General features: G+C 33.0%; 33 protein-coding genes. 26 read left to right on the top strand and 7 right to left on the bottom strand.

Annotation, left to right across the window (positions count from 1 at the left end):
* Positions 1-83: 83 nt before the first annotated feature.
* From AC4GZ8_RS00950 to ypmT, 6 genes are all read left to right on the top strand, one after another.
* On the top strand, positions 84-677 hold the full coding sequence (locus tag AC4GZ8_RS00950; protein ID WP_491079929.1) for an SCO family protein: 594 nt from the start codon (positions 84-86) through the stop codon (positions 675-677).
* 231 nt (positions 678-908) lie between these two features.
* Positions 909-1,715 carry an SGNH/GDSL hydrolase family protein gene (locus AC4GZ8_RS00955; RefSeq protein WP_491079930.1) on the top strand — a complete coding sequence of 269 codons (807 nt, stop codon included), beginning with the start codon at positions 909-911 and terminating at the stop codon, positions 1,713-1,715.
* Between the two features lie 4 nt (positions 1,716-1,719).
* On the top strand, positions 1,720-2,307 hold the full coding sequence (locus tag AC4GZ8_RS00960; RefSeq protein ID WP_491079931.1) for a YpmS family protein: 588 nt from the start codon (positions 1,720-1,722) through the stop codon (positions 2,305-2,307).
* A 287-nt stretch (positions 2,308-2,594) separates the two neighbouring features.
* Positions 2,595-3,755 (top strand): FxLYD domain-containing protein, encoded by a 1,161-nt coding sequence (locus AC4GZ8_RS00965; RefSeq protein ID WP_491079932.1) that lies wholly within the window; start codon positions 2,595-2,597, stop codon positions 3,753-3,755.
* 3 nt (positions 3,756-3,758) lie between these two features.
* Positions 3,759-4,880 (top strand): S1C family serine protease, encoded by a 1,122-nt coding sequence (locus AC4GZ8_RS00970; RefSeq protein ID WP_491079933.1) that lies wholly within the window; start codon positions 3,759-3,761, stop codon positions 4,878-4,880.
* 50 nt (positions 4,881-4,930) lie between these two features.
* Positions 4,931-5,119 (top strand): protein YpmT, encoded by a 189-nt coding sequence (gene ypmT / locus AC4GZ8_RS00975; RefSeq protein WP_491079934.1) that lies wholly within the window; start codon positions 4,931-4,933, stop codon positions 5,117-5,119.
* 49 nt (positions 5,120-5,168) lie between these two features.
* Here the strand turns inward: ypmT and AC4GZ8_RS00980 are convergent, their stop codons facing one another.
* Positions 5,169-5,330: a hypothetical protein gene (locus tag AC4GZ8_RS00980; protein ID WP_491079935.1), complete on the bottom strand. Its 162-nt coding sequence runs from the start codon at positions 5,328-5,330 to the stop codon at positions 5,169-5,171.
* 306 nt (positions 5,331-5,636) lie between these two features.
* On the opposite strand from AC4GZ8_RS00980, the gene AC4GZ8_RS00985 reads away from it, so the two are divergent.
* The gene (locus AC4GZ8_RS00985; protein ID WP_491079936.1) at positions 5,637-5,762 is read left to right on the top strand and encodes a hypothetical protein; all 126 of its coding nucleotides are present in this window, start codon (positions 5,637-5,639) and stop codon (positions 5,760-5,762) included.
* A 56-nt stretch (positions 5,763-5,818) separates the two neighbouring features.
* On the opposite strand, the gene AC4GZ8_RS00990 is transcribed toward AC4GZ8_RS00985, so the two are convergent.
* Positions 5,819-6,064, bottom strand: coding sequence for a DNA alkylation repair protein (locus tag AC4GZ8_RS00990; protein WP_491079937.1), 246 nt, complete (start codon positions 6,062-6,064; stop codon positions 5,819-5,821).
* 105 nt (positions 6,065-6,169) lie between these two features.
* Complete coding sequence (locus AC4GZ8_RS00995; protein WP_491079938.1) at positions 6,170-6,592, bottom strand: MarR family transcriptional regulator; 423 nt, start codon at positions 6,590-6,592, stop codon at positions 6,170-6,172.
* A gap of 175 nt (positions 6,593-6,767) precedes the next feature.
* Between AC4GZ8_RS00995 and msrB the strand changes: the two genes are divergently transcribed.
* The 6 genes from msrB to yodN all read left to right on the top strand — a co-directional run bounded on the left by msrB (position 6,768) and on the right by yodN (position 10,988).
* Positions 6,768-7,724: a peptide-methionine (R)-S-oxide reductase MsrB gene (gene msrB / locus AC4GZ8_RS01000; protein ID WP_491079939.1), complete on the top strand. Its 957-nt coding sequence runs from the start codon at positions 6,768-6,770 to the stop codon at positions 7,722-7,724.
* A gap of 101 nt (positions 7,725-7,825) precedes the next feature.
* A complete protein-coding gene (locus tag AC4GZ8_RS01005) occupies positions 7,826-8,203 on the top strand; it encodes a VOC family protein (protein ID WP_491079940.1) in 378 nt (125 codons plus the stop codon).
* A 185-nt stretch (positions 8,204-8,388) separates the two neighbouring features.
* Positions 8,389-8,511 carry a YjcZ family sporulation protein gene (locus tag AC4GZ8_RS01010; RefSeq protein WP_491079941.1) on the top strand — a complete coding sequence of 41 codons (123 nt, stop codon included), beginning with the start codon at positions 8,389-8,391 and terminating at the stop codon, positions 8,509-8,511.
* A 127-nt stretch (positions 8,512-8,638) separates the two neighbouring features.
* A complete protein-coding gene (gene bioB, locus AC4GZ8_RS01015; protein WP_491079942.1) occupies positions 8,639-9,613 on the top strand; it encodes a biotin synthase BioB in 975 nt (324 codons plus the stop codon).
* Between the two features lie 202 nt (positions 9,614-9,815).
* Positions 9,816-10,043 (top strand): YozE family protein, encoded by a 228-nt coding sequence (locus AC4GZ8_RS01020; protein WP_491079943.1) that lies wholly within the window; start codon positions 9,816-9,818, stop codon positions 10,041-10,043.
* 312 nt (positions 10,044-10,355) lie between these two features.
* Positions 10,356-10,988 (top strand): germination protein YodN, encoded by a 633-nt coding sequence (gene yodN / locus AC4GZ8_RS01025; RefSeq protein ID WP_491080395.1) that lies wholly within the window; start codon positions 10,356-10,358, stop codon positions 10,986-10,988.
* Here the strand turns inward: yodN and AC4GZ8_RS01030 are convergent.
* Entirely contained in the window at positions 10,985-11,176 is a 192-nt protein-coding gene (locus AC4GZ8_RS01030; protein ID WP_491079944.1) for a hypothetical protein, read from the bottom strand. The genes yodN and AC4GZ8_RS01030 overlap by 4 nt on opposite strands.
* A 163-nt stretch (positions 11,177-11,339) precedes the next feature.
* On the opposite strand from AC4GZ8_RS01030, the gene AC4GZ8_RS01035 reads away from it, so the two are divergent.
* Positions 11,340-11,522 carry a YozD family protein gene (locus AC4GZ8_RS01035; protein WP_491079945.1) on the top strand — a complete coding sequence of 61 codons (183 nt, stop codon included), beginning with the start codon at positions 11,340-11,342 and terminating at the stop codon, positions 11,520-11,522.
* A 164-nt stretch (positions 11,523-11,686) separates the two neighbouring features.
* Here AC4GZ8_RS01035 and AC4GZ8_RS01040 read toward each other — a convergent pair whose 3' ends face one another.
* Positions 11,687-12,751: a DUF2515 family protein gene (locus tag AC4GZ8_RS01040; protein WP_491079946.1), complete on the bottom strand. Its 1,065-nt coding sequence runs from the start codon at positions 12,749-12,751 to the stop codon at positions 11,687-11,689.
* 324 nt (positions 12,752-13,075) lie between these two features.
* Between AC4GZ8_RS01040 and AC4GZ8_RS01045 the strand changes: the two genes are divergently transcribed.
* The 9 genes from AC4GZ8_RS01045 (at position 13,076) to AC4GZ8_RS01085 (ending at position 19,997) form a co-directional block, all read left to right on the top strand.
* Positions 13,076-13,873, top strand: coding sequence for a serine/threonine protein kinase (locus AC4GZ8_RS01045; protein ID WP_491079947.1), 798 nt, complete (start codon positions 13,076-13,078; stop codon positions 13,871-13,873).
* A gap of 13 nt (positions 13,874-13,886) precedes the next feature.
* Positions 13,887-14,657, top strand: coding sequence for a sporulation protein (locus tag AC4GZ8_RS01050; RefSeq protein WP_491079948.1), 771 nt, complete (start codon positions 13,887-13,889; stop codon positions 14,655-14,657).
* A gap of 412 nt (positions 14,658-15,069) precedes the next feature.
* Positions 15,070-16,080 (top strand): CapA family protein, encoded by a 1,011-nt coding sequence (locus tag AC4GZ8_RS01055; RefSeq protein ID WP_491080396.1) that lies wholly within the window; start codon positions 15,070-15,072, stop codon positions 16,078-16,080.
* Between the two features lie 159 nt (positions 16,081-16,239).
* Complete coding sequence (locus tag AC4GZ8_RS01060) at positions 16,240-16,959, top strand: YebC/PmpR family DNA-binding transcriptional regulator (RefSeq protein ID WP_491079949.1); 720 nt, start codon at positions 16,240-16,242, stop codon at positions 16,957-16,959.
* Positions 16,960-17,110: 151 nt separating this feature from the next.
* Positions 17,111-17,881 carry a MerR family transcriptional regulator gene (locus AC4GZ8_RS01065; protein ID WP_491079950.1) on the top strand — a complete coding sequence of 257 codons (771 nt, stop codon included), beginning with the start codon at positions 17,111-17,113 and terminating at the stop codon, positions 17,879-17,881.
* Positions 17,882-18,456: 575 nt separating this feature from the next.
* A complete protein-coding gene (locus AC4GZ8_RS01070; protein ID WP_491079951.1) occupies positions 18,457-18,597 on the top strand; it encodes a hypothetical protein in 141 nt (46 codons plus the stop codon).
* 41 nt (positions 18,598-18,638) lie between these two features.
* Positions 18,639-18,782, top strand: coding sequence for a hypothetical protein (locus tag AC4GZ8_RS01075; protein ID WP_491079952.1), 144 nt, complete (start codon positions 18,639-18,641; stop codon positions 18,780-18,782).
* A gap of 223 nt (positions 18,783-19,005) precedes the next feature.
* Positions 19,006-19,641: a phosphatase PAP2 family protein gene (locus AC4GZ8_RS01080; protein WP_491079953.1), complete on the top strand. Its 636-nt coding sequence runs from the start codon at positions 19,006-19,008 to the stop codon at positions 19,639-19,641.
* A gap of 47 nt (positions 19,642-19,688) precedes the next feature.
* Complete coding sequence (locus AC4GZ8_RS01085) at positions 19,689-19,997, top strand: YodL domain-containing protein (RefSeq protein WP_491079954.1); 309 nt, start codon at positions 19,689-19,691, stop codon at positions 19,995-19,997.
* A 74-nt stretch (positions 19,998-20,071) separates the two neighbouring features.
* On the opposite strand, the gene AC4GZ8_RS01090 is transcribed toward AC4GZ8_RS01085, so the two are convergent.
* Together AC4GZ8_RS01090 and AC4GZ8_RS01095 are read right to left on the bottom strand one after the other, a co-directional pair.
* Positions 20,072-20,212 (bottom strand): hypothetical protein, encoded by a 141-nt coding sequence (locus AC4GZ8_RS01090; protein ID WP_491079955.1) that lies wholly within the window; start codon positions 20,210-20,212, stop codon positions 20,072-20,074.
* Positions 20,213-20,224: 12 nt separating this feature from the next.
* The gene (locus AC4GZ8_RS01095; RefSeq protein WP_169908218.1) at positions 20,225-20,362 is read right to left on the bottom strand and encodes a hypothetical protein; all 138 of its coding nucleotides are present in this window, start codon (positions 20,360-20,362) and stop codon (positions 20,225-20,227) included.
* 190 nt (positions 20,363-20,552) lie between these two features.
* Between AC4GZ8_RS01095 and deoD the strand changes: the two genes are divergently transcribed.
* The 3 genes from deoD to AC4GZ8_RS01110 all read left to right on the top strand — a co-directional run bounded on the left by deoD (position 20,553) and on the right by AC4GZ8_RS01110 (position 22,829).
* Positions 20,553-21,260 (top strand): purine-nucleoside phosphorylase, encoded by a 708-nt coding sequence (deoD, locus tag AC4GZ8_RS01100; protein ID WP_491079956.1) that lies wholly within the window; start codon positions 20,553-20,555, stop codon positions 21,258-21,260.
* A 226-nt stretch (positions 21,261-21,486) separates the two neighbouring features.
* Positions 21,487-22,308, top strand: coding sequence for a M15 family metallopeptidase (locus tag AC4GZ8_RS01105; protein ID WP_491079957.1), 822 nt, complete (start codon positions 21,487-21,489; stop codon positions 22,306-22,308).
* Positions 22,309-22,322: 14 nt separating this feature from the next.
* On the top strand, positions 22,323-22,829 hold the full coding sequence (locus tag AC4GZ8_RS01110) for a mismatch-specific DNA-glycosylase (RefSeq protein ID WP_491079958.1): 507 nt from the start codon (positions 22,323-22,325) through the stop codon (positions 22,827-22,829).
* The last annotated feature ends 13 nt before the right edge of the window (positions 22,830-22,842 follow it).

The raw sequence follows: 22,842 nt of genomic DNA on the forward strand, positions 1-22,842 counted from the left end.
AATCTTCACACTATTTAACTTTAACTTTCTAGACAATTTTGGTAAAATCTTTTTGTTAAAGAGAAAGCAGGGTGAAGACATACATGTCCAAACAAAAGAATTTCTTAGTTTTCATAATAGGTTCTTTCTTATTGGTTTTAACTGCGTGCGGAAATCAATCTCCAATTAAAGATCCATTAAATTATGAAGTACAATCATTTAGTTATTTGAATCTGGAAAATGAGTCTGTTTCATTGGATGAGCTTAAGGGGACAGTATGGGTAACAAATTTTATCTTTACAAATTGTGAAACAGTATGTCCTCCAATGACAGCTCATATGAGTGAATTGCAAAAGAGGATGAATAATGAAGGGGTAAACGCTAGGATTATATCCTTTAGTGTAGATCCTGAGAATGATACTCCTGAAAAAATCAAGGAGTTCACAGCACCTTATTCTATCTCATTTGATAATTGGGATTTTCTAACAGGTTATTCACAGCAGGAGATAGAAGAATTTGCAAGAAAAAGTTTTAAAACTATTGTTCAAAAGCCTAAAAACAATGATCAAGTCATCCATGGTACTTCTTTTTATTTAATTGACCAAAATGGTGTTGTCATGAAGGACTATAATGGAGTGGAAAATCCCCCATATGAACAAATTATTAAAGATATTAAAGCGTTACAGTCAAAAAATTGATTCATAAAGGTCAGGTCTCACATAAAACACACAAATATAACACTTTATTTAAAAGCTGTTAGCTGTAAATTGTGTTCGTGATATCTGACCTTTCCTATTTAAGGAAATTGATAAGATTCTGATCATTTTTTGATGATGTGAAAAGTATTTTCCGGACATAAATACTCAGTCTAAAACGAAATACATATCCATGTTATAATAGGTTTTTAGACTTGATGACAGGGTGATTTTATGATTCGAAAAATAATTACCATTAGTATATTAAGCTTATTCATGACAGGATGTATGTCTGAATCAATGTCAAAGCTTGAAACTAAGCCAGTTTCTCTTATACAAAAAGAGGAGCCATCAGAAGAGTTTATCCCAAAAACAGTGAAACTTGTTGCTCTAGGGGATTCCTTAACAAAAGGAATTGGTGATGAATCAGAACAAGGTGGATATGTTGGAAGAGTAACAGATATGCTTGACCAAGAGGAAGAAATCAAAGAGGTACAGGTTGATAATTTTGGAATTAAAGGTCATAAAACGACGAACCTGCAACAAAGATTAAAAGAAGAGGAAGTTGTCCAAGCACTGAAGGAAGCGGATATAATTATCATGACGATTGGTGGTAATGACATTATGAATGTAGTTCGTCAAAATATCTTCTCCTTAGACTTTGAACCTTTTCGTAATGAACAAGCAGACTTTGAAAGAAGACTAAATGATATTTTCACAACAATTCGTAGTCTTAATTCAAGTGCCCCGATCATTTTCGTAGGACTCTACAATCCGTTTAAATTTATGTTGCCGAATTTGACTGAAATTGATCAAATAATTGACGAATGGAATAATGCATCAAAACAGATGATAACTAGTGACGAAAACGGGGTATTTGTTCCTGTAGATGATATATTCTCATCTCAAATGGACCATAGGCTGCTTTATAAAGATGAGTTTCATCCAAATAAGAGCGGGTATACTTTAATGGCAGACAGAATTTATCAAACTATGACAGATGCAGACATTACCATGAAGTTTGTTGGAAGAAATGAGTGATTTGATGAAAAAATGGAAGACGTTATTTCTTGTTCTTGCTGGTATTAATTTAATCTTTTTAATTCTAGTTGTATCCTTTTTATTTATGCCAGTTGACCAACCTCAACCAAGAGAAAAAGGAACAACTCAACAAGTAGATGGAAAAGAAACAATTCCTTTTCTAATTCGTACTGAAAAAAGCACGTTAACGAAATTAGTAAATCATTATTTGGAGAATGAAACAGACCAAGAAAACTTAAAGTATTATGTAAACCTAGAGGATAAAGTGAATGTTTATGGAGTGATTAAGGCATTTAACAAAGATGTTGACATGAAGCTAGTTCTTGAACCAAAAGTGAAAGATGATGGAAATGTTCAATTGCTTGTGAATGAATTATCGATCGGCCAACTAAAGCTTCCTGTATCTTATGTATTAAAGTACATGAACACTTACTATGATCTTCCTGAGTATGTTGTTATTGATTCAAAAGAAAATCTTATTGACATTCATTTAGATCAATTAACATTTAAAAATGGATTAAGCGCCAGAGCAGAGACATTCAATCTTGTGGAAGATGATATTACATTTACATTAAATGTTCCATTACCTTAAGGTCTAACCAATGTTAGGCCTTTGTTTTACTATAATGAAGTTTAAAAATTCTTATAGATGATCTTATTAGGAAAATTAATGCTTTCGTCATTAGAACTAAATACAAATTCAAGGTAATAAATGGTACAAATTACCCTGCAGGGTTAGGCTAGAATGATCATGCTAAAACATGTATAATTAAAGGATACTATGTCGAAAAAAATGAAGGTCGTACTTTTATAGATTGTTAGAATATAAGTCTCTACACGAGGCTCTGTTCCCTTATCTATTTAGAGAGGAGGAGCGTAATGTTCTGTATAAACTGTGGAGCAAATATTGCAGAAAAGACAGCGAATTATTGTTCGAATTGTGGTAAAAGATTAGAAGAACAATTTCATCCGGCATCTTATAAAAAAAAGAAAATGTTTGTTTACTTAACCCCTTTATTAAGTTTACTACTTGTTTCCTCTGGGCTTATTTTGACGTATACATATGAGTCAAAGGTAAATGCTACTGTTCTAAATTTTCAAGAAAAAGCTGAAAAAGCCGCTTTAGCTGGTGAATATAAAAAAGCACTATCCTATATTGAGTCTGGCCTTTCATATCGAAAAGATTATCAAGTGTTAGCAAAAGAAAAAGAAATGATTGAATCAATTATAGATTTAGACGAAGATCTGAATGATGTTGAACAAAAAATAATGAACGAACGTTTTGATGTTGCTCAACAGGACATCAACACAATAAAAAAACAAATTGATACATCAAGCTCACCACTGTTTGTGAAACTGTCCTATGAAATTGATCAGGTGGAAACTAGTGTGAAGGTTGGTGCGATGAAAGAAGAAATAAATCAACTGTCATCAATAGATGAACTAGCAGATAAACTATCTACTCTCTATTCGATGGAAATTCAAGAAGCTTCAGAAATAAAACAACAAATTTATATGAAAATGGTGAGTATAAGCGAATCAGAAGCAGAAAAAAATCTTGAACACAAACATTTTAATAAAGCCTTAAATTCTGTTGATGAAGCATTACAATATGTTGTTAACAATGAAAAATTATTATCATTAAAGGATCGAATAATTGAAGAGAAGACAGCATTTGAAGTAGCAGAGCAAGAGCGAATTAACAAGGCATTACAAGTTGCCCAAATGGAAGAAAAGTTGAACCTCACAAAAGCTGTAGAGTTAGTGGAGGCGAAAATCAATGTTGATAAATATGGTGATGCCTATATTCAAGGTTCAGTTAAAAATAATGGTACCGAAAGTGTTCATTCAATTGTGATTGAATTTAATGTTTTAAATGAAAATGGTTCAATTCTTGAAGAAGGCAAGACAAATGTTTTTCCAAACAAATTAAAGCCTGGTGAAAAAGGCGAATTTGAGCATGTATCATATTCGACGAAAGAAAAAGTAAAAGTTGAAATTACAAATATTTCATGGCTTTTAGAAGAGAAGAAAGGATAATCTATGAAAAAAAAGATAATAATCAGTTTCATTGTATCCCTTCTAATTTGGCTTGCAGGCGGAATAGGCTTTTTCTATATTAAAGAGCATACCGCTGCAAAGGTTTACTCAGAATCAACGATTTTAAAGCAAAATAAGGATGTAAATAAGTATCAACCGCCACTTGAAATAAAAGAAATAATTAGAGAAGCTCAAAAAAAAGTTGTGATGGTTGAATTAGAAGATGGGTCAGTAGGTTCAGGATTTCTATACAATCATAAAGGAGATATTATAACTAATGCACACGTAGTTAATGGAGCTAAGCAAGTAAAAATTCGAACAACTGATGCAATGGGATATGATGGAGAAGTTATAGGGATTAGTATTGAAACTGATGTTGCAGTAGTAAGGGTTAAGGGTTTAGAAAACGTTGAACCATTAAAGTTGTCACCTAATACAACGCTCGAATTAGGTGATGAGATTTTAGCTTTGGGAAGTCCATTAGGTTTTCAAAACACCGTAACAACAGGAATTATTAGTGGAACCGACAGAGAATTGGATGTGGAACCGTATAAATATGATAATGTTTATCAAATTTCGGCTCCAATTGCTCCAGGCAACAGTGGTGGTCCTCTAATTGATCGGAAAACAGGGAATGTTGTTGGAATCAATTCAGCACGAATCGAACAAGGAAGCATCGGATTTAGTCTTCCAATTGGTACAGTGCTGCCATTAGTTAATAGCTGGTCAGAGACTCCAATGAAAAACCTACCAATCGTAGAAACAGTTGACGCTATTGATGAAATAGATGAAAATAAGATCATAGAAACTTCAGAGTATCTTGTAAGCTATTTTATTGATAGCATTAATTATCAAGATTTTGTAACAGCTTATTCACTCTTGGGAAGTGATTGGCAAACAAATATTGATTATCAATCATTTAGAAATGAATATTTGAATATCCTTTCAATAAGAATAGATGAACTTAAAACGACTAAAAATGAGGATAAAGTTCTTGTGGAAACAGTTTTATCTATTGTGGAAGAAACAAATCATGTGCAAAAAAACGTGTCAAAAAAGGTGAATTACGTGGTAGCTTTTGAAAATGACCAAGCTAAAATTATTTCTGAGGAACAGAAAGAATAACCAGAATATAGTCATAAAAATAGAACATGATTAATATGGGGGTTCATTGTATGAGAAATAAATTTATGATCTTTGCACTTGCAGCGATTCTTATTTCGTTTATTTTTGGTGGAATTGCTTGGCAGGAACTAGTTGCGGAAAATATGGATGATGTCTATTTAAATCTTGCATACAGTACGATGTGTTTGAGTGTTGCATTTTATTTATGGCATATCAAGGATGAAAAATCAAAATCATAGGAATGAAAACTGAGAGGATCATAACCTCTCAGTTTTTCATTATTATGTTTTAAGAACCTTCTTCTTCTGTTTCAACTTCTTCTGTGCTATCTTCTTCAGTTTCTTCTACATTTGTTTCTTCTTGTTCTGTATCATCTGTGTTGTTACATGCAGCCATTAAAAATACAGCAAGTAATGATGCTCCAACTTTTAATAATAAGCTCTTATTCATTTTAATTCCTCCCATGTAACGATTAAATGATTATCTTTGAGCCCGTTGCTCAATCTAATAATAATGGAAAATGAGTGGGAGGATACTGATTTTACAAAAATTGAACAGTATCTTAAAAAATTAATATTAGATTAAAAGTCTATTAATAATATTTACAGAAAATTTGTGTAAATCTAGGAAAATTAGTCCTTTTTAAACACTACTTCTCGGACAGAAGTCTTGAAGAAGCTTTTAGGATGAAACCTACATATATTTTATGCTGTCTGGTAAAAATGAAGATAGAATCATAAAAGAAAGGATGAGAAGATGAAGAATCAAAAATTAAGTTATGAGTCAGATGGAAAAATGGGAAAGAACAAAGAGAAAAAACAACAAAATAAGGTTGGAAACAGAGAACAGACATTTTTTAACACTACACAAAATAGTGAATAATAGAGGATGGTTAGAGAAGTAATGATGTTCTTCTCTACATCATCCCCTTAAGAATGCTACTGATTAATTTGGGCTCTTTTAATAAAAGAGAGTTCGTCTTCAATTAAGCCACACGTTCCACACTGAACGCGATAATCCGGTCCCTTATAGGAGATGTGAAACGGATCTAATGCAGATTGATCGATTTCTTCCATAATATCTCCAGTTTGAGGATTTAATTTTACGGATTTTACTTGCTGTTGAATTATATTAAATCTAGTTCGATTTGTTTTACAATTTGGACATAAGTATGGTGACGACATAACATCATAACCTCCCATGCAATTTTTTTTATTATTCACAACTTGGTTAGATTTATGTAAAAAAGGATGACTAGAAAAAGTCATCCTCACTTATATTTTAGTTTATTAAGCTTTTAATAATTTATTAAATAAGATAATAAAATTCTTTATATCTTCCTCACTGAACTCGTTAAATTTTTCTAATAAGAAATCTGTTTTCTTCTTTTCAAATAAGAAAAGTGTTTTTTTTCCTTCTTCAGTAAGGTGGATGTCCACAATTCGACGATCCTGAATAGAGCGAACACGGTCGATCCATTTCTTTTCAAATAAAGAGTCTGTTATGGCTGTAATATGGGATGCTGACACATTTAACATTTTAGATAAATCGGAAGACTTTTTTGGACCAAGCTCATATAAAGTTTTTAATATAAAAAACTCATTTCTTGACATTTCGTTATCATAAACGAGATTCATTTCTTGACGTAATTTTCTATAAACATTTCGCATTAATGCTTCCATTTCATACATTTTTTCCTGACGATTATTCAACTTTTTTCCTCCGTACTAACAAAGTATCCTTTTCATTAGACTAAGGAAGTTCTTTTGATGTGTCAAGAGGGACCAATGCATGAAATGTGTAGAATAAAGCAGTTTACTTTCTAAGCTTCAATGCATGCTATATAATAAAAAGCATTAGTTAATAAAAGGTAGGGTGATTAAAATAATGAGCAATAATCATAAATTAGAATTAGCTACATTTGCGGGCGGATGCTTTTGGTGTATGGTTCAGCCTTTTGATGAATTACCTGGTATTGAAAGTGTTATATCAGGCTATACAGGGGGAGATAAAGAGAATCCAACGTATGAGGAGGTTTGTTCAAATACAACTGGACACTTGGAAGCTGTCCAAATTACATTTAATCCAGATATCTTTCCTTTTGAAAAGCTATTGGAGCTATTTTGGCAGCAAATAGATCCAACGGATGAAGGCGGTCAATTTTATGATCGTGGAGAATCTTATCGGACAGCGATTTTTTATCATTCAGAAGAACAAAGAAGACTTGCTGAACAATCTAAAGAAAATCTGGAAAAAAGTAAGAGGTTTTCTAAACCAATCGTAACCATGATTCGTAAAGCAAAGCCGTTTTATCCAGCTGAGGATTATCATCAAGATTTTTATAAAAAGAGTACGGGGCGTTATAAACAATATCGTACAGGCTCTGGACGAGATCGATTTATTGAACAACATTGGAAAGATAAAACTTTACTAAAAGCTTCATTAACACCTATGCAGTATGAAGTAACACAAAATAATGGAACAGAACCTCCGTTTCACAATGAATTTTGGAATCATGAAGAGGAAGGAATTTATGTAGATATTGTTTCTGGAAAACCTTTATTCAGCTCAAAGGACAAATATGATGCGGGATGTGGTTGGCCAAGTTTTACAAAACCAATCCAAGAGTTAGAAGTCGTTGAAAAAATAGATACATCACACGGTATGGTTCGTACGGAAGTAAGAAGTAAAACAGCTGATTCACACTTAGGTCATGTATTTAATGATGGACCAGGTCCAAGCGGTTTAAGATATTGTATAAATTCTGCTGCATTAAAATTTATACCAAAAAAAGATCTAGAAAAAGAGGGCTATGGAAAATATATTAAATTATTTGAAGTGTAGTTAAAAAGGCTGAGTTTAAGCCTTTTTATGATTTATCGTGTAGACAAGAAAATATGGATTACGTAATATAGGGATATATTGGAGATAAGGGAGTGGATTTTGTGGCTGTTTTAGGTTTTGAACATGTTGGAATTCAAGTAGCAGAAATTCAGCGATCGATTTCTTTTTATCAAGAGGTGGTCGGCTTAGATCTGCTGGATCAATTTATACATACAGATGGGAAAATGAAATTGGCATTTTTAGGTGTTAATGACCAAATCATTGTCGAATTGATAGAAGGGTATAATCCTGACTTACCTGATGAAGGAAAAGTTCATCACATTGCGTTTAAAGTAAAGAACATTGAAGCTGAGAAAAAGAGATTACAGGATGCAAATGTGGAATGGATCTTTGAAGATATTACTGTATTACCAAATGGTGCAAAGTATATATTCTTTCGAGGACCTGATCAAGAATGGATCGAATTTTTTGAAAAATAATGAAACCAAACCGTGCAGTTAAAACTAGCGCGGTTTTTATATGGTCAAAAAGTATCTTAACCAGTTCTAGTATGATTTTCAAAATATGTTTTTTACCCAGAAAATGGGCGAATGCACATACAATACAACCTATCCGCGGCATAATGTAAAGGGAATCAAAAATAACTTATGGGGAGTGAATTAAGATGCATTGCTATTATGATCAAGGATATCCATATGCTGGCGGTTGCGGTTATGGCAGCAGCTTTGTATTAATCGTAGTACTTTTCATCTTATTAATTATTGTAGGTGCAGCTTACATTAACTAATTAAATGACGTATCTTGGAGCCCAATAATTAGGGCTCCTTCTTTTGTTAACTCAAAATAAAATTAGGTTGACATAACTGTCAGCATTCATTACCATATTGTAGTAGATATGGTAAAGGGGGATTTAAATGAATTGGGATTTGTTAGCGGATGAAGTAATAAACGGAAAATTAATATCAGAGACTGAAGCTTTATCAATATTAAAATGTCCAGATGAGAATTTGTTAAAATTATTGGATGGTGCATTCAAGGTTAGAAGGCATTATTATGGGAAGAAAGTAAAGCTAAATATGATTATAAATACAAAATCAGGAATATGTCCTGAAAACTGCGGGTATTGTTCGCAGTCAACTGTATCAACAGCAACTATTCAGAAATATAGAATGCTAGATAAAGAGACAATCTTACAAGGAGCAAAGCAAGCACATCATCTTCAAGCAGGAACCTATTGCATTGTAGCCAGTGGAAGAGGACCAACTAACAAAGAGGTGAGCCATGTTGCGTCTGCTGTTGGCGAAATAAAAGAAAAGTATGGGATAAAAGTTTGTGCATGTTTAGGGATGCTTAAGCCTGACCAAGCAAGAATATTAAAAGAAGCCGGAGTCGATCGATATAATCACAATGTGAATACTTCAAGAGAACATCATACTGCTATTACAACTTCTCATACATATGATGACCGAGTGAATACAGTTAATCTTGTAAAAGAAAGTGGAATCTCCCCATGTTCTGGTGTAATCGTTGGAATGCGTGAAACGCTTCAGGATGTCGTAAATATGGCATATTGCTTAAGAGAACTTGATGCAGATTCTATTCCAGTTAATTTCTTACATGCTATTGATGGGACTCCTCTAGAAGGAACAGATGAATTAAATCCAAGATATTGCTTAAAAATTCTTGCGCTATTTCGTTACATAAATCCAACGAAGGAAATCAGAATCTCAGGTGGACGTGAGGTGAATCTTAGATCACTTCAACCGCTGGGCTTATTTGCTGCTAACTCAATATTTGTTGGAGATTATTTAACAACATCTGGGCAAGAAAGTACTGCAGATCATAAAATGCTAGAAGACTTAGGCTTTGAAATAGATTTTCAGAATTAAGAAGTCCAAAGCAAATTTTAGAAGAATAGCTCGAGCTTTCCATCTACTTTAGGGATTGCTAGAGCTATTTTTTAAGCTTAAATACGATTTTATAGTGACCCACTATACAGGATAGAAATAACATACATATGAGAGGTTATGGTTTCATTCTTTTCGCGAACAAGCTATAATAATAAAATATTGTCAACAGGGGGAATGACGTATGAAATCTTTTTATCACTATTTAATGAAGCATCGTCATCCTAAGCCAAAGGATGAACTTTCTAAATTTGCTAATGATGCATATGTTGACCACGGTTTTCCAAAAAACACGGATAATTATGACGAGATAAGCTCCTATTTAGAAATGAATGGTCATTATTTAAAGAGTATGACTGTTTTTGATGATGCTTGGGAAAAGTATCAAAATGAAATTTTAAAACGAATTTAATTATGGCATACGATGATATCATTTAAAGATACATCCATGCTTTTTATTACCAGAAGCTTTAAAAAATGATTAATGATAGTTATAAGAAATAACTAAGGCATTCGCTATCAGGAATTGGCGACAGGCCTTAGTTTTCTTGTTTTTTTTATGTAACTATAGGTCTACAACGTTTCCAAAAGAGCCCATGACGAATTAAAAAATGCAGCATATACTATCTTATCCTTACAATCACGACAAAGGAGAGATGAAAAAGTGAAAAATAATCATAAAAATAAACCAAAATTTAAAATCGGGGATATTGTCGTGATTATCATGTATGGAACGGTCGGAACAATAACAAAACTTCATCTAGTAGACCAGCAATTCGCCTATGAAGTCAATCATGGGGATATGTTATATTATGAAAATGCACTTCAATTATTTTCAGAGTATGATGGTACTGTCATTGAAACAGAAAAGATTAGTATTGACGTTCTCTATCAAATTGGTGATATTGTGTTAGTAAAAGGATATGGAAGTTCATTGTTTAAAATTGTTGGAGTAAGAACGGAAGTTTGGAGATATGCTGATGATGGATGGGAAGAATTAACCTATGAGTTAACAAGAATGTCTGATGGAGAATGGTTAGAGGCAACCGAAGATGAAATGAGCCTAATGATAAGCAATCAAGAGGCTGAAGAGTTTCGGCAAGAAGTTCATTTGCATCACACAATTACTGATGAAAGTCGTTACTATGCTTCATTGATCCATCAATATATTGGACTTGAACGATCAAGTGATACTGGCAGCGCAGACGACCTAAGACGATTGATCGATGAAATGCTAGATATTTATAATGATTATAAAACACTCTACAACCTTTTTAAAGACCAAGAATATTTAGACATGATGAATCTGGTAATTAAAAGCTTATCAAGATACAAGGATATAGATTCGATCCATTAATATGACAGAGAAAACAATAGAAAAATAAAATAAGGAATACAGAAAAAAAGGATTCCATAAAATAACCATTTAAGGACATTTTGCAATAATCGATCAAATCCATTTCCATCAATAAACTCAAGAATACTTTGTTTCTCTAAATTCTCTGCTTTCCTTACGATTTTTGTATTTGCAACCTCATTTATCATCCTATTAACCCCATTTCTTTATATGCTTGTCTATCTAAAACTATCTATATGTCATGAATTCATCTTTATTCCACTTACTTTTTATACTCATCAAAAAAAATCTTCACCTAATGTTGCATATGTCCCTGAGTATGGACATAAAAAATAGAAGGGGGGCGATATTGTGAAGGAAATTGAAGTAATTATTGATACAGAGGAGATTGCGGAGTTCTTTTACAATGAGCTCACAAAAAGAGGGTATGTTCCAGGAGAAGAAGAACTTGGAGAGCTTGCTGATATAACATTTGATTACCTTCTGAACAAATGTATCATTGATGAAGATTTAGAATTTGAAGACAAAGATTAGACCAAAATAATAGAAAGAGGATGTCTCTTAAGGTACTAAGCTCACAAACTATATATAGCGTGGTCATTCAGCTATATATTAGAGACTTGAGCTTAAATCCATCAAAAAGTGACATCCTCTTTTTATTTGCATTTATTTTAATATAGACATAACTGTTACATTTTTTAGTTGATGATGTTGTATACACTAATTAATGACTTCATTATGGATAGGTCACGCTTAACATCTTTTGTAATATCATGAATATCTGCTTTCCCTTCATTTTTCCAAGATTGAATTTGTGAGAATTTCGTATACCAATCTTGTTTTTTGGGAAAATGATGAGGGACATTCTCCCATACTTGAGTAAGTGAAGGGCTAATTATTTTTTGTTGATCCTTGTTCAGCGAAAATTCATGTGGCCAATAATCTGAGCGAGATCCTGAATGCTCATGTTTCTTGGCAAACTCAAAAATGGAAGAGTATACTGGCTTTGAAAAAAGAATGTGATAAAGCTTTTTACCAATCTGAATTCGAGTCTGAACAGAATGAAAGTTGCGGACCTCAACCCCCGCTAATGAATATTTCCGTAAGAATGAATATTTTTTATAAGGGAAGATAACATGGGTAAAGCCTAGTGCTTCTTGCATGATATATGTGAATGTCTGAAGAACTGACTGTTTAGTGTGGCTTAATGACATGAGATGTTTTTCAACATACTGTTGCTCGTTTGTAATTAACGCATACGAAAGGTCCTTAGACGTTAATTTGTTATTTAAAAAAGAACTCCAAATTGGAATCATAAATTTCGAGACAGAAAAAGAAGGTAATAAATGGAAATAGGATGTTTTATCCTCTTTGCTTTTTTTATATAAAAGCAGTTGTGGAAAAGCATCATGAAAAATCAATGCGTTAGCGCGTTCTAGAAATTGAAAAAGACTAACTTGTTGAGAATGAGACAGAACAGAAACAAGGAGAGAACTTTTTACATCTGTCATATTGTATCCGCCATTGCGTGAAACCATATGAGCTAGGAATGCCCAATGGACTTCTGGACATTCAGAATAAAATGAAAGGTAAGCTTTCGTACGAGTTATATTATTTTTATTTGCTAAGTCTGTTGAGGTCTTTATTTTGTTTATGAAATCCTTCTCTTTTTGAGTTAAGATAAGCAAAGATTTTTGAGAAAGTATAGCTTGTAATTCTTGCTCAATTGCCAAGTTTGTTATATCACAGCTTTGTTCATACATATTTTTCATTCCTTTATAAAAGCAATAACCTGGGTTTATTACTATTTGTATGGATATAAAAATAAAAATGTGAAACTTTTGTTTGTTCATGTCGTATATAAAGGAGAATCAATAATCTAATCCTAAAAAAGAGAGGGATTAACCATGTTGAAAAAGATCCTAAATTCATTCATATTAAATAAACATTCCCATTCTTATCGAAAATATAGTTCAAGCGACTTTAAACGACGAGGCCATAAGCATGTTCATCCATCAAAATATGGACATCATTATTATAAGAAAAAACGCGGCTCTAGTAGTTTTTTCAGCTCTTATAGCAGCTAAATGAAAGTCTTATTTAGGAAATGGATCGAGCATGTAGAAAAACCGTTGGCCCCTTTTACTACTGTCGAAAATAAATATGTCATAAAAGAAATACTTGGAAAAGGGAGCTATGGTTTTACGTATCTAGTAGAAGATGAACAAAAAAATCAAAAAGTACTAAAACAATTAAGAAGATATAAGAGGCTCGATCATTCAGGAGTTAAAGCGTTTGAACGAGAAGCAACGATATTAAAAGATTTTCAGCATCCCGCTTTTCCTCAATTTTTTGAAAAGTTCGAGGATAAGAGCCAAAAAAGATTTATTGTCATGGAGTTTAAAAAGGGAAAAACGTATGAGCAATTAATCTTTGATGACAAAGTTCAATATACTGAAGAAGAAGCATTAAAAGAACTTTATCAAGTACTGAAACTTGTCAAGATTATCCATAATAAAGGGTATGTTCATCGGGATCTTAGAATCCCTAATATCCTAAAATGTGAAAATACTCATTACATTATTGATTTTGGCTTAGCTAGAAGAGTAACAGATAAGGTTGATAAGGAAGAAAAACTAAATCGCTTAGATAAAAGATTATTTAGAGAGAACACCTTTAAAAGTGATTTTTACGCTTTAGGACATTTCTTATTATTTCTACTTTATTCCTCATATGAACCTGAAACAAATAAGAAAAAAACATGGGAAGAAGAATTATTAATTTCAAGTCAATGTAAAATAATTTTGCGGAAAATGCTGCAAATAGATGCAGCTTACAATGGTATTGATCATTTGATTAATGATGTGGAAAAGTGTCTTAATTAGGGAGGAAAAATTAATGTCATTTTTTAATAAAATATTAGCTAGTGTCGGGATTGGATCTGCAAAAGTTGATGCAAAGCTTTCAGATTCAACTATAAAAGTTGGGGATAAGGTAGAAGGAATAATCGAAGTTAAAGGCGGGAATATCGAACAATCAATTGATGAAATTTATTTAACGATTAATACAAATTATGAGAAAGAAGAAGATGATAAGGTTGTTCACAAACAGGCGGTTATTGCTACTGTAAAACTTAATGAACCATTTGTCGTTATGCCTGGTGAAACAAAAACAATTCCATTTACATTTCAGCTTCCGTTAGATACACCATTGACTCTAGGGTCAACGAAGGTGTGGCTGCAAACAGGAGTTGATATTAAAGGTGCGATAGATCCAACAGATCGGGACATGGTCAACATCCATCCACATCATTTAGTAGAAAAAACGCTAAAAGCATTAAATGAGCTTGGATTTACACTGAGGAAAGTGAAAAATGAAGCAGCTTCCTACAAGGTAAGAAAAAGACTGCCATTCGTTCAGGAATTTGAGTTTATTCCAACATCAGGTTCATTTTACCGGAAATTAGATGAAGTAGAACTCATGTTTTCTCTTCTTGATGAAACAAGTCTAGAGGTAATTGTTGAGGTTGATCGAAAAGCAAAGGGTATTACTGGACTATTTTCTGAAGCACTAGATTTAGATGAATCATTAGTGAAATTTACTCTTCATGAAGATGAAATAGTCAATATAAAAGAAATTATCGAGGATATCTTAAGCAAACATAGTTAATAAAATATATTTTTTAAAAGCAATTAAAGTGTTCTGAATCATGCATATACTTTAATTGCTTTTTATTATTTATCAAAAAAGGAGGTAGGAAAAAAGAATTATTTTTTGTAACAAATGACTAGATCCTTCCGTTATAAATATATTAAAATATTTTTATTTATACTATTAGAATTTAAGGTTGATAGTATAAGAAAAATTAAGGCTTTCGCCATATTTTCTACTATTTAAATTGAGAAGGGGTAAAGGGATGAAGGAGCAATATACATCACTGTCAAGAACCAGGTCGAGTGAGGGGAAAAAGCGGAGAAGATTAAAAAAAGTGTACCGAAGAATACTTACAATGATTTTCTTTGTCATTATTGTGTTATCTGTATTTCATTACATAAAGCCTGACAAACCCATTGAAACAATCATGACTCATGATCTAAAAGAAATAAATGGTCACAAAGAAAAAGAACTTGTAAATCAAACAACGGCAATCACAATAAGTGCTGCTGGTGATTTTACCTTAGGTAGAGATGAAAGTTATGATTATCAGGGATCATTCGTTGACGTTGCAAACCAAAATGGCTTACCTTATTTTCTGGAAGGAATGGATTCTCTTTTTTTAGAAGATGATTTTACAACCGTCAACCTTGAGACAACTTTGACCGATTCAACTGAAAAGGCAGATAAAACGTTTCGGTTTAAAGGAGATCCCGGTTATGCGGATATCTTGAAAATGGGCGGGATTGAAGCTGTTAATTTAGCAAATAATCATATATTTGATTATTTAGAGCAAGGGTATAAGGATACAAAGGAATCACTAGAGAAGGCGAATATTGGATACTTTGGCTATGGAGACCTCTATATGACAGAAGTAAAAGGTGTAAAAATCGGGGCATTAGGCTATGAAGGCTGGCAGGATACAAAAGAGATCAGGTCTCAAATTAAGGAGGATCTTGATAATCTGAGAGAACAAGGTGCTCAAATTGTGTTAATTCATTTTCATTGGGGAGATGAGAAGCAGTATGTTCCAAATGAAACGCAAATTTCACTAGCAAAATTCAGCATCGATTCAGGGGCAGATTTAATCCTTGGTCATCATCCCCATGTTATCCAGGGGATTGAAGAATACAAGGGGAAATTTATCGTATATAGTTTAGGGAATTTTATGTTTGGCGGAAATAAAAATCCAGCTGATAAGGATACATTTGTATTTCAGCAAAAATTTTATATTGAAAATGGGATTCTTAGTGAAAAGAAGGAGATTAGTGTTCTTCCATTTTCGATTTCTTCTGTCACAACACATAATGATTATCAACCTACATTATTGACTGGTACGGAACATGACCGAGTAAAAGAAAAAATAAAGCTATATTCTAATCAAATATCTGAATCAGATTGGGTTGTTTATGAGAAAAGTTTGTACTCCTCTGAATAAAACTTGAATGAAAATTTATTCTAATCAGTCGTACTTAACAAAAGATGTAATTTAGGTATAATAGAATAAGTGAGTAAAATAGACAAGCGTTTTGTTACATCCAAACGTTCAAGTCTTAAAGTAAATGCTAGATTTAATCTTTGAAAGTGAGTGTTCATAATGGGTCGTAAATGGAATAATATTAAAGAAAAGAAAGCTTCAAAAGATGCGAATACCAGTCGTATTTATGCAAAATTTGGTCGTGAAATATACGTAGTAGCAAGACAAGGTGAACCAGATCCTGAAGCTAATCAAGCATTAAAAGTTGTTCTTGAACGAGCAAAAACATATAATGTTCCAAAAGCAATTATAGATCGTGCGATTGAAAAAGCAAAAGGTGGAACCGAAGAAAACTATGATGAGCTTCGTTATGAAGGCTTTGGGCCAAATGGTTCAATGGTGATTGTGGATGCATTAACGAATAATGTGAATCGTACCGCTTCAGATGTTCGTGCTGCATTTGGTAAAAATGGTGGAAATATGGGAGTGAGCGGTTCAGTAGCTTATATGTTCGATGCAACAGCTGTTATTGGGATTGAAGGGAAATCTTCTGATGAAGTTTTTGAAATTCTAATGGAAGCTGATGTTGATGTTCGAGATATTATTGAAGAAGATGATTCTGTCATTGTTTATGCTGAACCAGATCAGTTTCATTCAGTTCAAGAGGCTTTTAAAGCAGCAGGAATAACAGAATTTTCAGTAGCTGAGCTGACAATGCTTGCCCAAAACGATATTACTCTTGCGGAAGATGCAAAGGCTCAATTTGAAAAAATGATTGACGCCCTAGAAGATTTAGAAGATGTTAGACAAGTTTATCACAATGTAGATTTAAGTGAATAATTTTAAAAGCAGACCCTTGTTATGAGATGAAATAGCAGAAGGTCTGCTTTTTTTATATAACAGGCATTTTAACCCAATCTAAAAAAATTGTAAAAACCTATTTACATTGACGTTACGTCAGCCTTTATAGTTGATTTTGAGGGGTGAGCAGATGGAATATACAGTAAAAAAGTTAGCAAAAATAGCTGGAGTTAGCTCTAGAACATTGCGATATTATGATGAAATTAACCTTCTTAAGCCGGCAAGAATTAATTCATCCGGGTATCGCATATATGGTAAATCTGAGGTTGATCTATTACAGCAGATTCTATTTTATCGGGAGCTGGGAGTGGATTTAGAAACTATTAAGAAAATCATTACATCGCCATCTTTTCAACATATAAAAGCCCTTAATGAACATTTAGAAAAGTTAGTGTCTAAACGTAATCAATTAGACGAACTGATTACAAATGTAAAAAAAACAATTGCAACAGTGGAAGGGAGATTAACAATGTCAGATCATGAAAAATTTGAAGGCTTTAAACAAAAATTAATTGATGAAAATGAACAAAAGTATGGTCAAGAGATTAGACAGAAATATGGGGAGGAAGCTATAAATCAGTCCAATCAAAAGATAAAAAATATGAGTCAAGAGGAATATAATGCTATTGAAAAATTGTCTTCAGAGGTTCTTTCTACCTTACATGAAGCCTTTGAAACAGGAGATCCAAGCGGAGATCTTGCACAAAAAGCAGTTGATTTACACCGACAGTGGGTTAGTTTTTATTGGGATAAATATTCAAAGGAGGCACATGCTGGTTTAGGTCAAATGTATGTTGATGATGAACGTTTTACAGCTTATTATGACAAAGAAAAACCAGGTGTAGCAAAATTCTTACGTGATGCCATTTTGATTTATACGGGGATGGATAAAGGCAATTGAGTCATGAAAACCTCCGGGAAAGGAATGTAAAGGGTCCGTTTTCGGGTGCATTTTTAATAAATGACGTGTAAATTGGTGCACGTCATTTTCTTTATTTATCAATTGTAATAAACATTTTTGATCGTTCTGATTGACAATTGACATCATTTTTATGATGAACAACAATCATTGGACAAATAATAAAACCTGCCAAATTAACTGTCAATGTGACGGCAGAATAAGCTGTCAATTTTAATGTTTTTTAATTCCTAAGTGGTTCGGGTTGATGGAACAAATGGCATTTGTTATAAAACTATTTCTTCTATTTTTTATAAGAGGTTTGACATTCATCGTCTTAATGAAGACCATTTTCTTCGTTTTCCAAAAGGGATTTGGTCATCATCGACCTTATAAAGAAAACTCACCATATGCTGTGAGTTTGTACATTTTAAGATACCAATTGCCCTGTCTAACATTTGTCATTTCGGCTTTAAATTTCAGAAAAGCACCTCAAAACGGAACCTTTTAAAAGGAATGTAAATAGTTTTTTTAGTTAAACTAATAACTGTTTCAAAAAAAATTTTCGGAGGTCTTTTATGTCAAAGAAAAAGAACACACCTTCAGTAGAAGTAGATCAAAAAAAGCTAGTGGATGATAAAGCGAGAGCTTCCCGAGAAAATAACTTTGAGGATCAGCACATTCGACGCGTAACGCAAAATGGAGCAGATGGTCAATAGGAATATTAGGCATGATAAGGGAATGAAATGAGGTGAAATAGATGTCAAAAAAGCATCACAATAGTCCTGAACAAAAAGCGTTAATGGCTAACAAAAATAAAGATACTGAATTAGGAAGTGAGTATGCCTACAAGTCAAAACCAGCTCCAGGACATAGAGAACAATCAAAGCATAAAAAAGTTTAAATAGTTAGAAAGGAATAAAGCTCAAAATAGGTCAGATCTACTTGATCAAAAAGGATGTAGCCCTTTCATAAATTGAAGGTCTGTGTCTTTTGTTAGTAGATTTGACCCTTTTTACTATAAAAAATACATACTTCAAGGATAGGTATGATTCATCTTTCAATTACTCTCATTTTATGGCATGATCGTTAATAATTGCTATTGAAGAAGTGGAGGAAAGAATTGAATGAAAATACTGGTGGTAGTTGCTTTTCTTTTATTTAGCTTCTGCGCGTTCTTTTATTCCGTAGATTTTTTTTCTATGATCGACACAAATATAACCTTGTTTTTTGAACAAATAAGATTACCAATTGCTACTGAGCTATTTTTGTTCATAACAGATATTGGCTCGATTAAGTATGCTTTGCCAATATGTATTGGGGTTGCTATCTTTTTTTTAGTAAAACGAAAATGGCATGATGTTGTTTGGTTATTTCTCCTATTCTATAGTGTAAGACAGGTGAATTACTTTCTTAAAGAATTATTTCTGCGGGAACGTCCATCATATGATGCCGTTTACCAGGCAACACATTATAGTTTTCCTAGTGGACATTCTATGAATTCTGCAGCCATCTACGGTTTTTTATGTTATTTAGTCATTTCTCATTTTGTTAAATCGAATAATCTGAAGATATTTGTATTAATTATAACGATCCTCCTTGTAACTTTAATAGGGATAAGCAGAATATATTTAGGAGTTCATTTTATGACAGATGTGCTAGCTGGCTGGAGTGCAGGATTTATTTGGCTTATGCTTTTTATAACAACAAAAAAAAATTTCGACAAAAAAAACAGTTTTTATAGAAAGGAATCCTTCAGGTGAGTGGCTAATAATAGTAATAACACTACTTAGCGGAGGAGAGAGAGACCGTGTATTCCTTACTATTAAAAAAACGAATCACTTCGTATGATGTGACCATTTTTCAGACGCCGAGGTTTGGAGATAAAAAAGGGTATCAAGATGTTTATCGTTTTATGATGGAGGGAAATAATCACAAGGATGCCTTACATAAGGTTTTTCAAACCTTCAATGTTGCAGACAGAATGCCAAATGATTACAATGCTAGATATTTGAGTACAGGGGATATCGTTCTTATAGATGAGGGGAAAAAGGGTCAATTTTATTACAAGCTATACCCTCAAGGCTGGAAAAAAATAAATCGCATTCAAGTTAGATAAGCAAAATGACGAACGGGTACTTGATCATCTTTTAGATGATGCCCTTTCGTCACTTTACTTGCCGCTATGTTCAATCAAATATTGTTACCAGGCCCATTTTTCCTCTTTCCAGAAGAATGTTCCTTTGCATGAGCTGTTTCCTCGGCTTCTAAAACAGCAGGTGAGATATGGTTATTTTTTTTAGGTGTATTGCGATTTCGATGTTTTTTCCCCATGATGACATCCCCTTATATTTCATTTGTTTTATTAGTCGCATGTGTTTTTTGTTTTCTAGGTTTTTTTGATTCATGTGGTTGTGTTCCATTCCTGGAACCTGGGTTTGTTTCATTCGCATATTGAATAGCCTGCTCTAATTTTTTCTTCATTTGTTTCCCTCCTAAAGAGATTACGATTTTATCTTGTCCTATTGTAAAAAAGGTATAACTGACAATAAATGTATGACATATTTTTTTTCTTTAAGAAAATGGTAATATTGAAAAAATTTAATTGTCATTAGTGGATATGATATAGTAAATTGATTAATGGTTTTATTATTTTTGCTGGGAGGTCAAAAAAATGAGTATACATATTGGTGCAAAAGAAAATGAAATAGCTGAAACAGTATTATTACCTGGAGATCCGTTGCGGGCAAAGTATATTGCCGAAACTTTTTTAGATGATGTAACTTGTTACAATGAAGTTCGTGGGATGCTTGGTTTTACTGGTACATATAAAGGTGAGAGAATTTCTGTTCAAGGAACAGGAATGGGTGTTCCCTCAATTTCTATTTACATAAATGAATTAATGAACAGTTATGGTGTACAACAATTAATACGTGTTGGTACTTGTGGAGCAATCCAAAAAGATGTAAAAGTTCGAGATGTGATCTTGGCGATGAGTGCATCGACAGATTCTCAAATGAATCGTCTTACATTCGGTGGAGTAGATTATGCTCCAACAGCAAACTTTGAGTTATTAAAGAAAGCATATGATGCAGGGCTTGAGAAAGACCTAAACTTAAAGGTAGGAAATGTTTTTACAGCAGATATGTTTTACAATGATAATGCTGAACATGAAAAATGGGCAAAATACGGTATTTTAGCAATCGAAATGGAAACTGCTGCTCTTTATACATTAGCTTCCAAGTTTGATCGCAAAGCATTATCAGTGTTAACTGTAAGTGATCACATTTTAACCGGAGAGGAAACTACATCTGAAGAACGTCAAACAACGTTTAATGATATGATTGTCGTTGCTTTAGAAGCAGCTATTAAAAAAAGTTAATAAATCATATAATCTTCGAAAAAAGTATGCATTTGCATGCTTTTTTCTTTTTAAACATTTTAATGTTTTTCTCCTCCTCAGTTTTTGTCGAAAAGAAAACAAGGCTTTTTACGTTTTAAACACTAGGTAGAAAGGTAAAGATGAAGGTAGCTACTTAAATATCATTTCTTTAGCTTGTATTTAGTGTTAAAATAGCTTTGTTATCGATCAAGAATAGGGTGGTACTATGTTTTATTTTAAATGGAGCGTTATTTTACTATTACCAATTGCTCTTTCAGGTTGTACAGATTTTCCTAAAACAATGCCTTTTCTCAGTGGTCAGCCAGGGCAAAACTACACACAAACTGAACAAATTGAGAATGCGGAAGAAGAAATAAGGCCACAGGATGTAATAGATGAAGATTTTTTATTAGAATCTGAATATTTTAACCAAGTAAAACAAGTGAATGGCGACAATATCATTGAAAATCCGACAAATTTACTCGTTATGGTAAATAAAGAATATTCACTTTCTCCAAATTATGAACCAAGTGATTTAGTTGTACCTAATGTTGAGTTCTCTTTTGGAGATGCAGATGTTCCGCAAAAATATATTAGAAAAGAAGCAGCAGATGCGTTAGAAGAGCTTTTTCAATTAGCTGAAAAAGATGGAATTGAATTATTTGCCGTATCAGGATTTAGATCATACTCTCGACAAGAAGGGCTTTTTAATGTAGAAATGCAGGATAAAGGAGAAGAATATGCATTGCAAGCTGTTGCATTACCTGGACAAAGCGAGCATCAAACAGGACTAGCTATGGATGTGTCAAGTCGAAGTGTGAATCTTGAGATTACGGAAGAATTTGGTGAAACAAAGGAAGGAAAATGGGTGCGAGAAAATGCCCATCGTGCAGGGTTTATTATCCGTTATCCTAAAAATAAAGAATCACTGACAGGCTATCAATATGAACCATGGCACCTCCGTTATGTAGGAAAAGAAAAGGCAGCAATCATTTATGAAAATGACTTAACATTGGAAGAGTTTTTTCAAAAAGTAAAAAAAATATAATACGGAGTTAAGACATGAGTAAAAGTTTGGGCAAACTACAAAAGGATCTAGACATCCTGTTCATTGGGTTTAATCCAAGTTTGGTTTCAGGAGAAGTAGGGCATAATTATGCAAATAAAAATAATCGTTTTTGGAAAATTCTATTTGAAGCGGGTCTAACAGAACGAATTTATCGTCCTGAAGAAGATGGAGATTTACTCCAAAAGGGTTATGGCTTTACAAACATTGTCTCAAGGCCGACGCGAGCAGCAGATGAAATTACACAAGAGGAATATCGTGAAGGAAGAGAAATCCTAAAACAAAAAATAGCTTTCTACAAACCGAGAGTCGCTTTTTTTGTTGGAAAAGGTGTTTATCTTCAGTATAGTAAATGTAAAAAAGCAGATTGGGGTAAACAACAAAAGAGCATGGTAAAAGATGTGATAGATTTTGTTGCACCCTCTTCAAGTGGATTGGTTAGAATGAAAATTGACGATATTGTGGCGATATATAAAGATGTAAAACCGTTATTAAAAAAGTAAGAAAAATTAGCAC

This window comes from Metabacillus sp. RB-C-LZQ-3-1 (assembly GCF_058315175.1).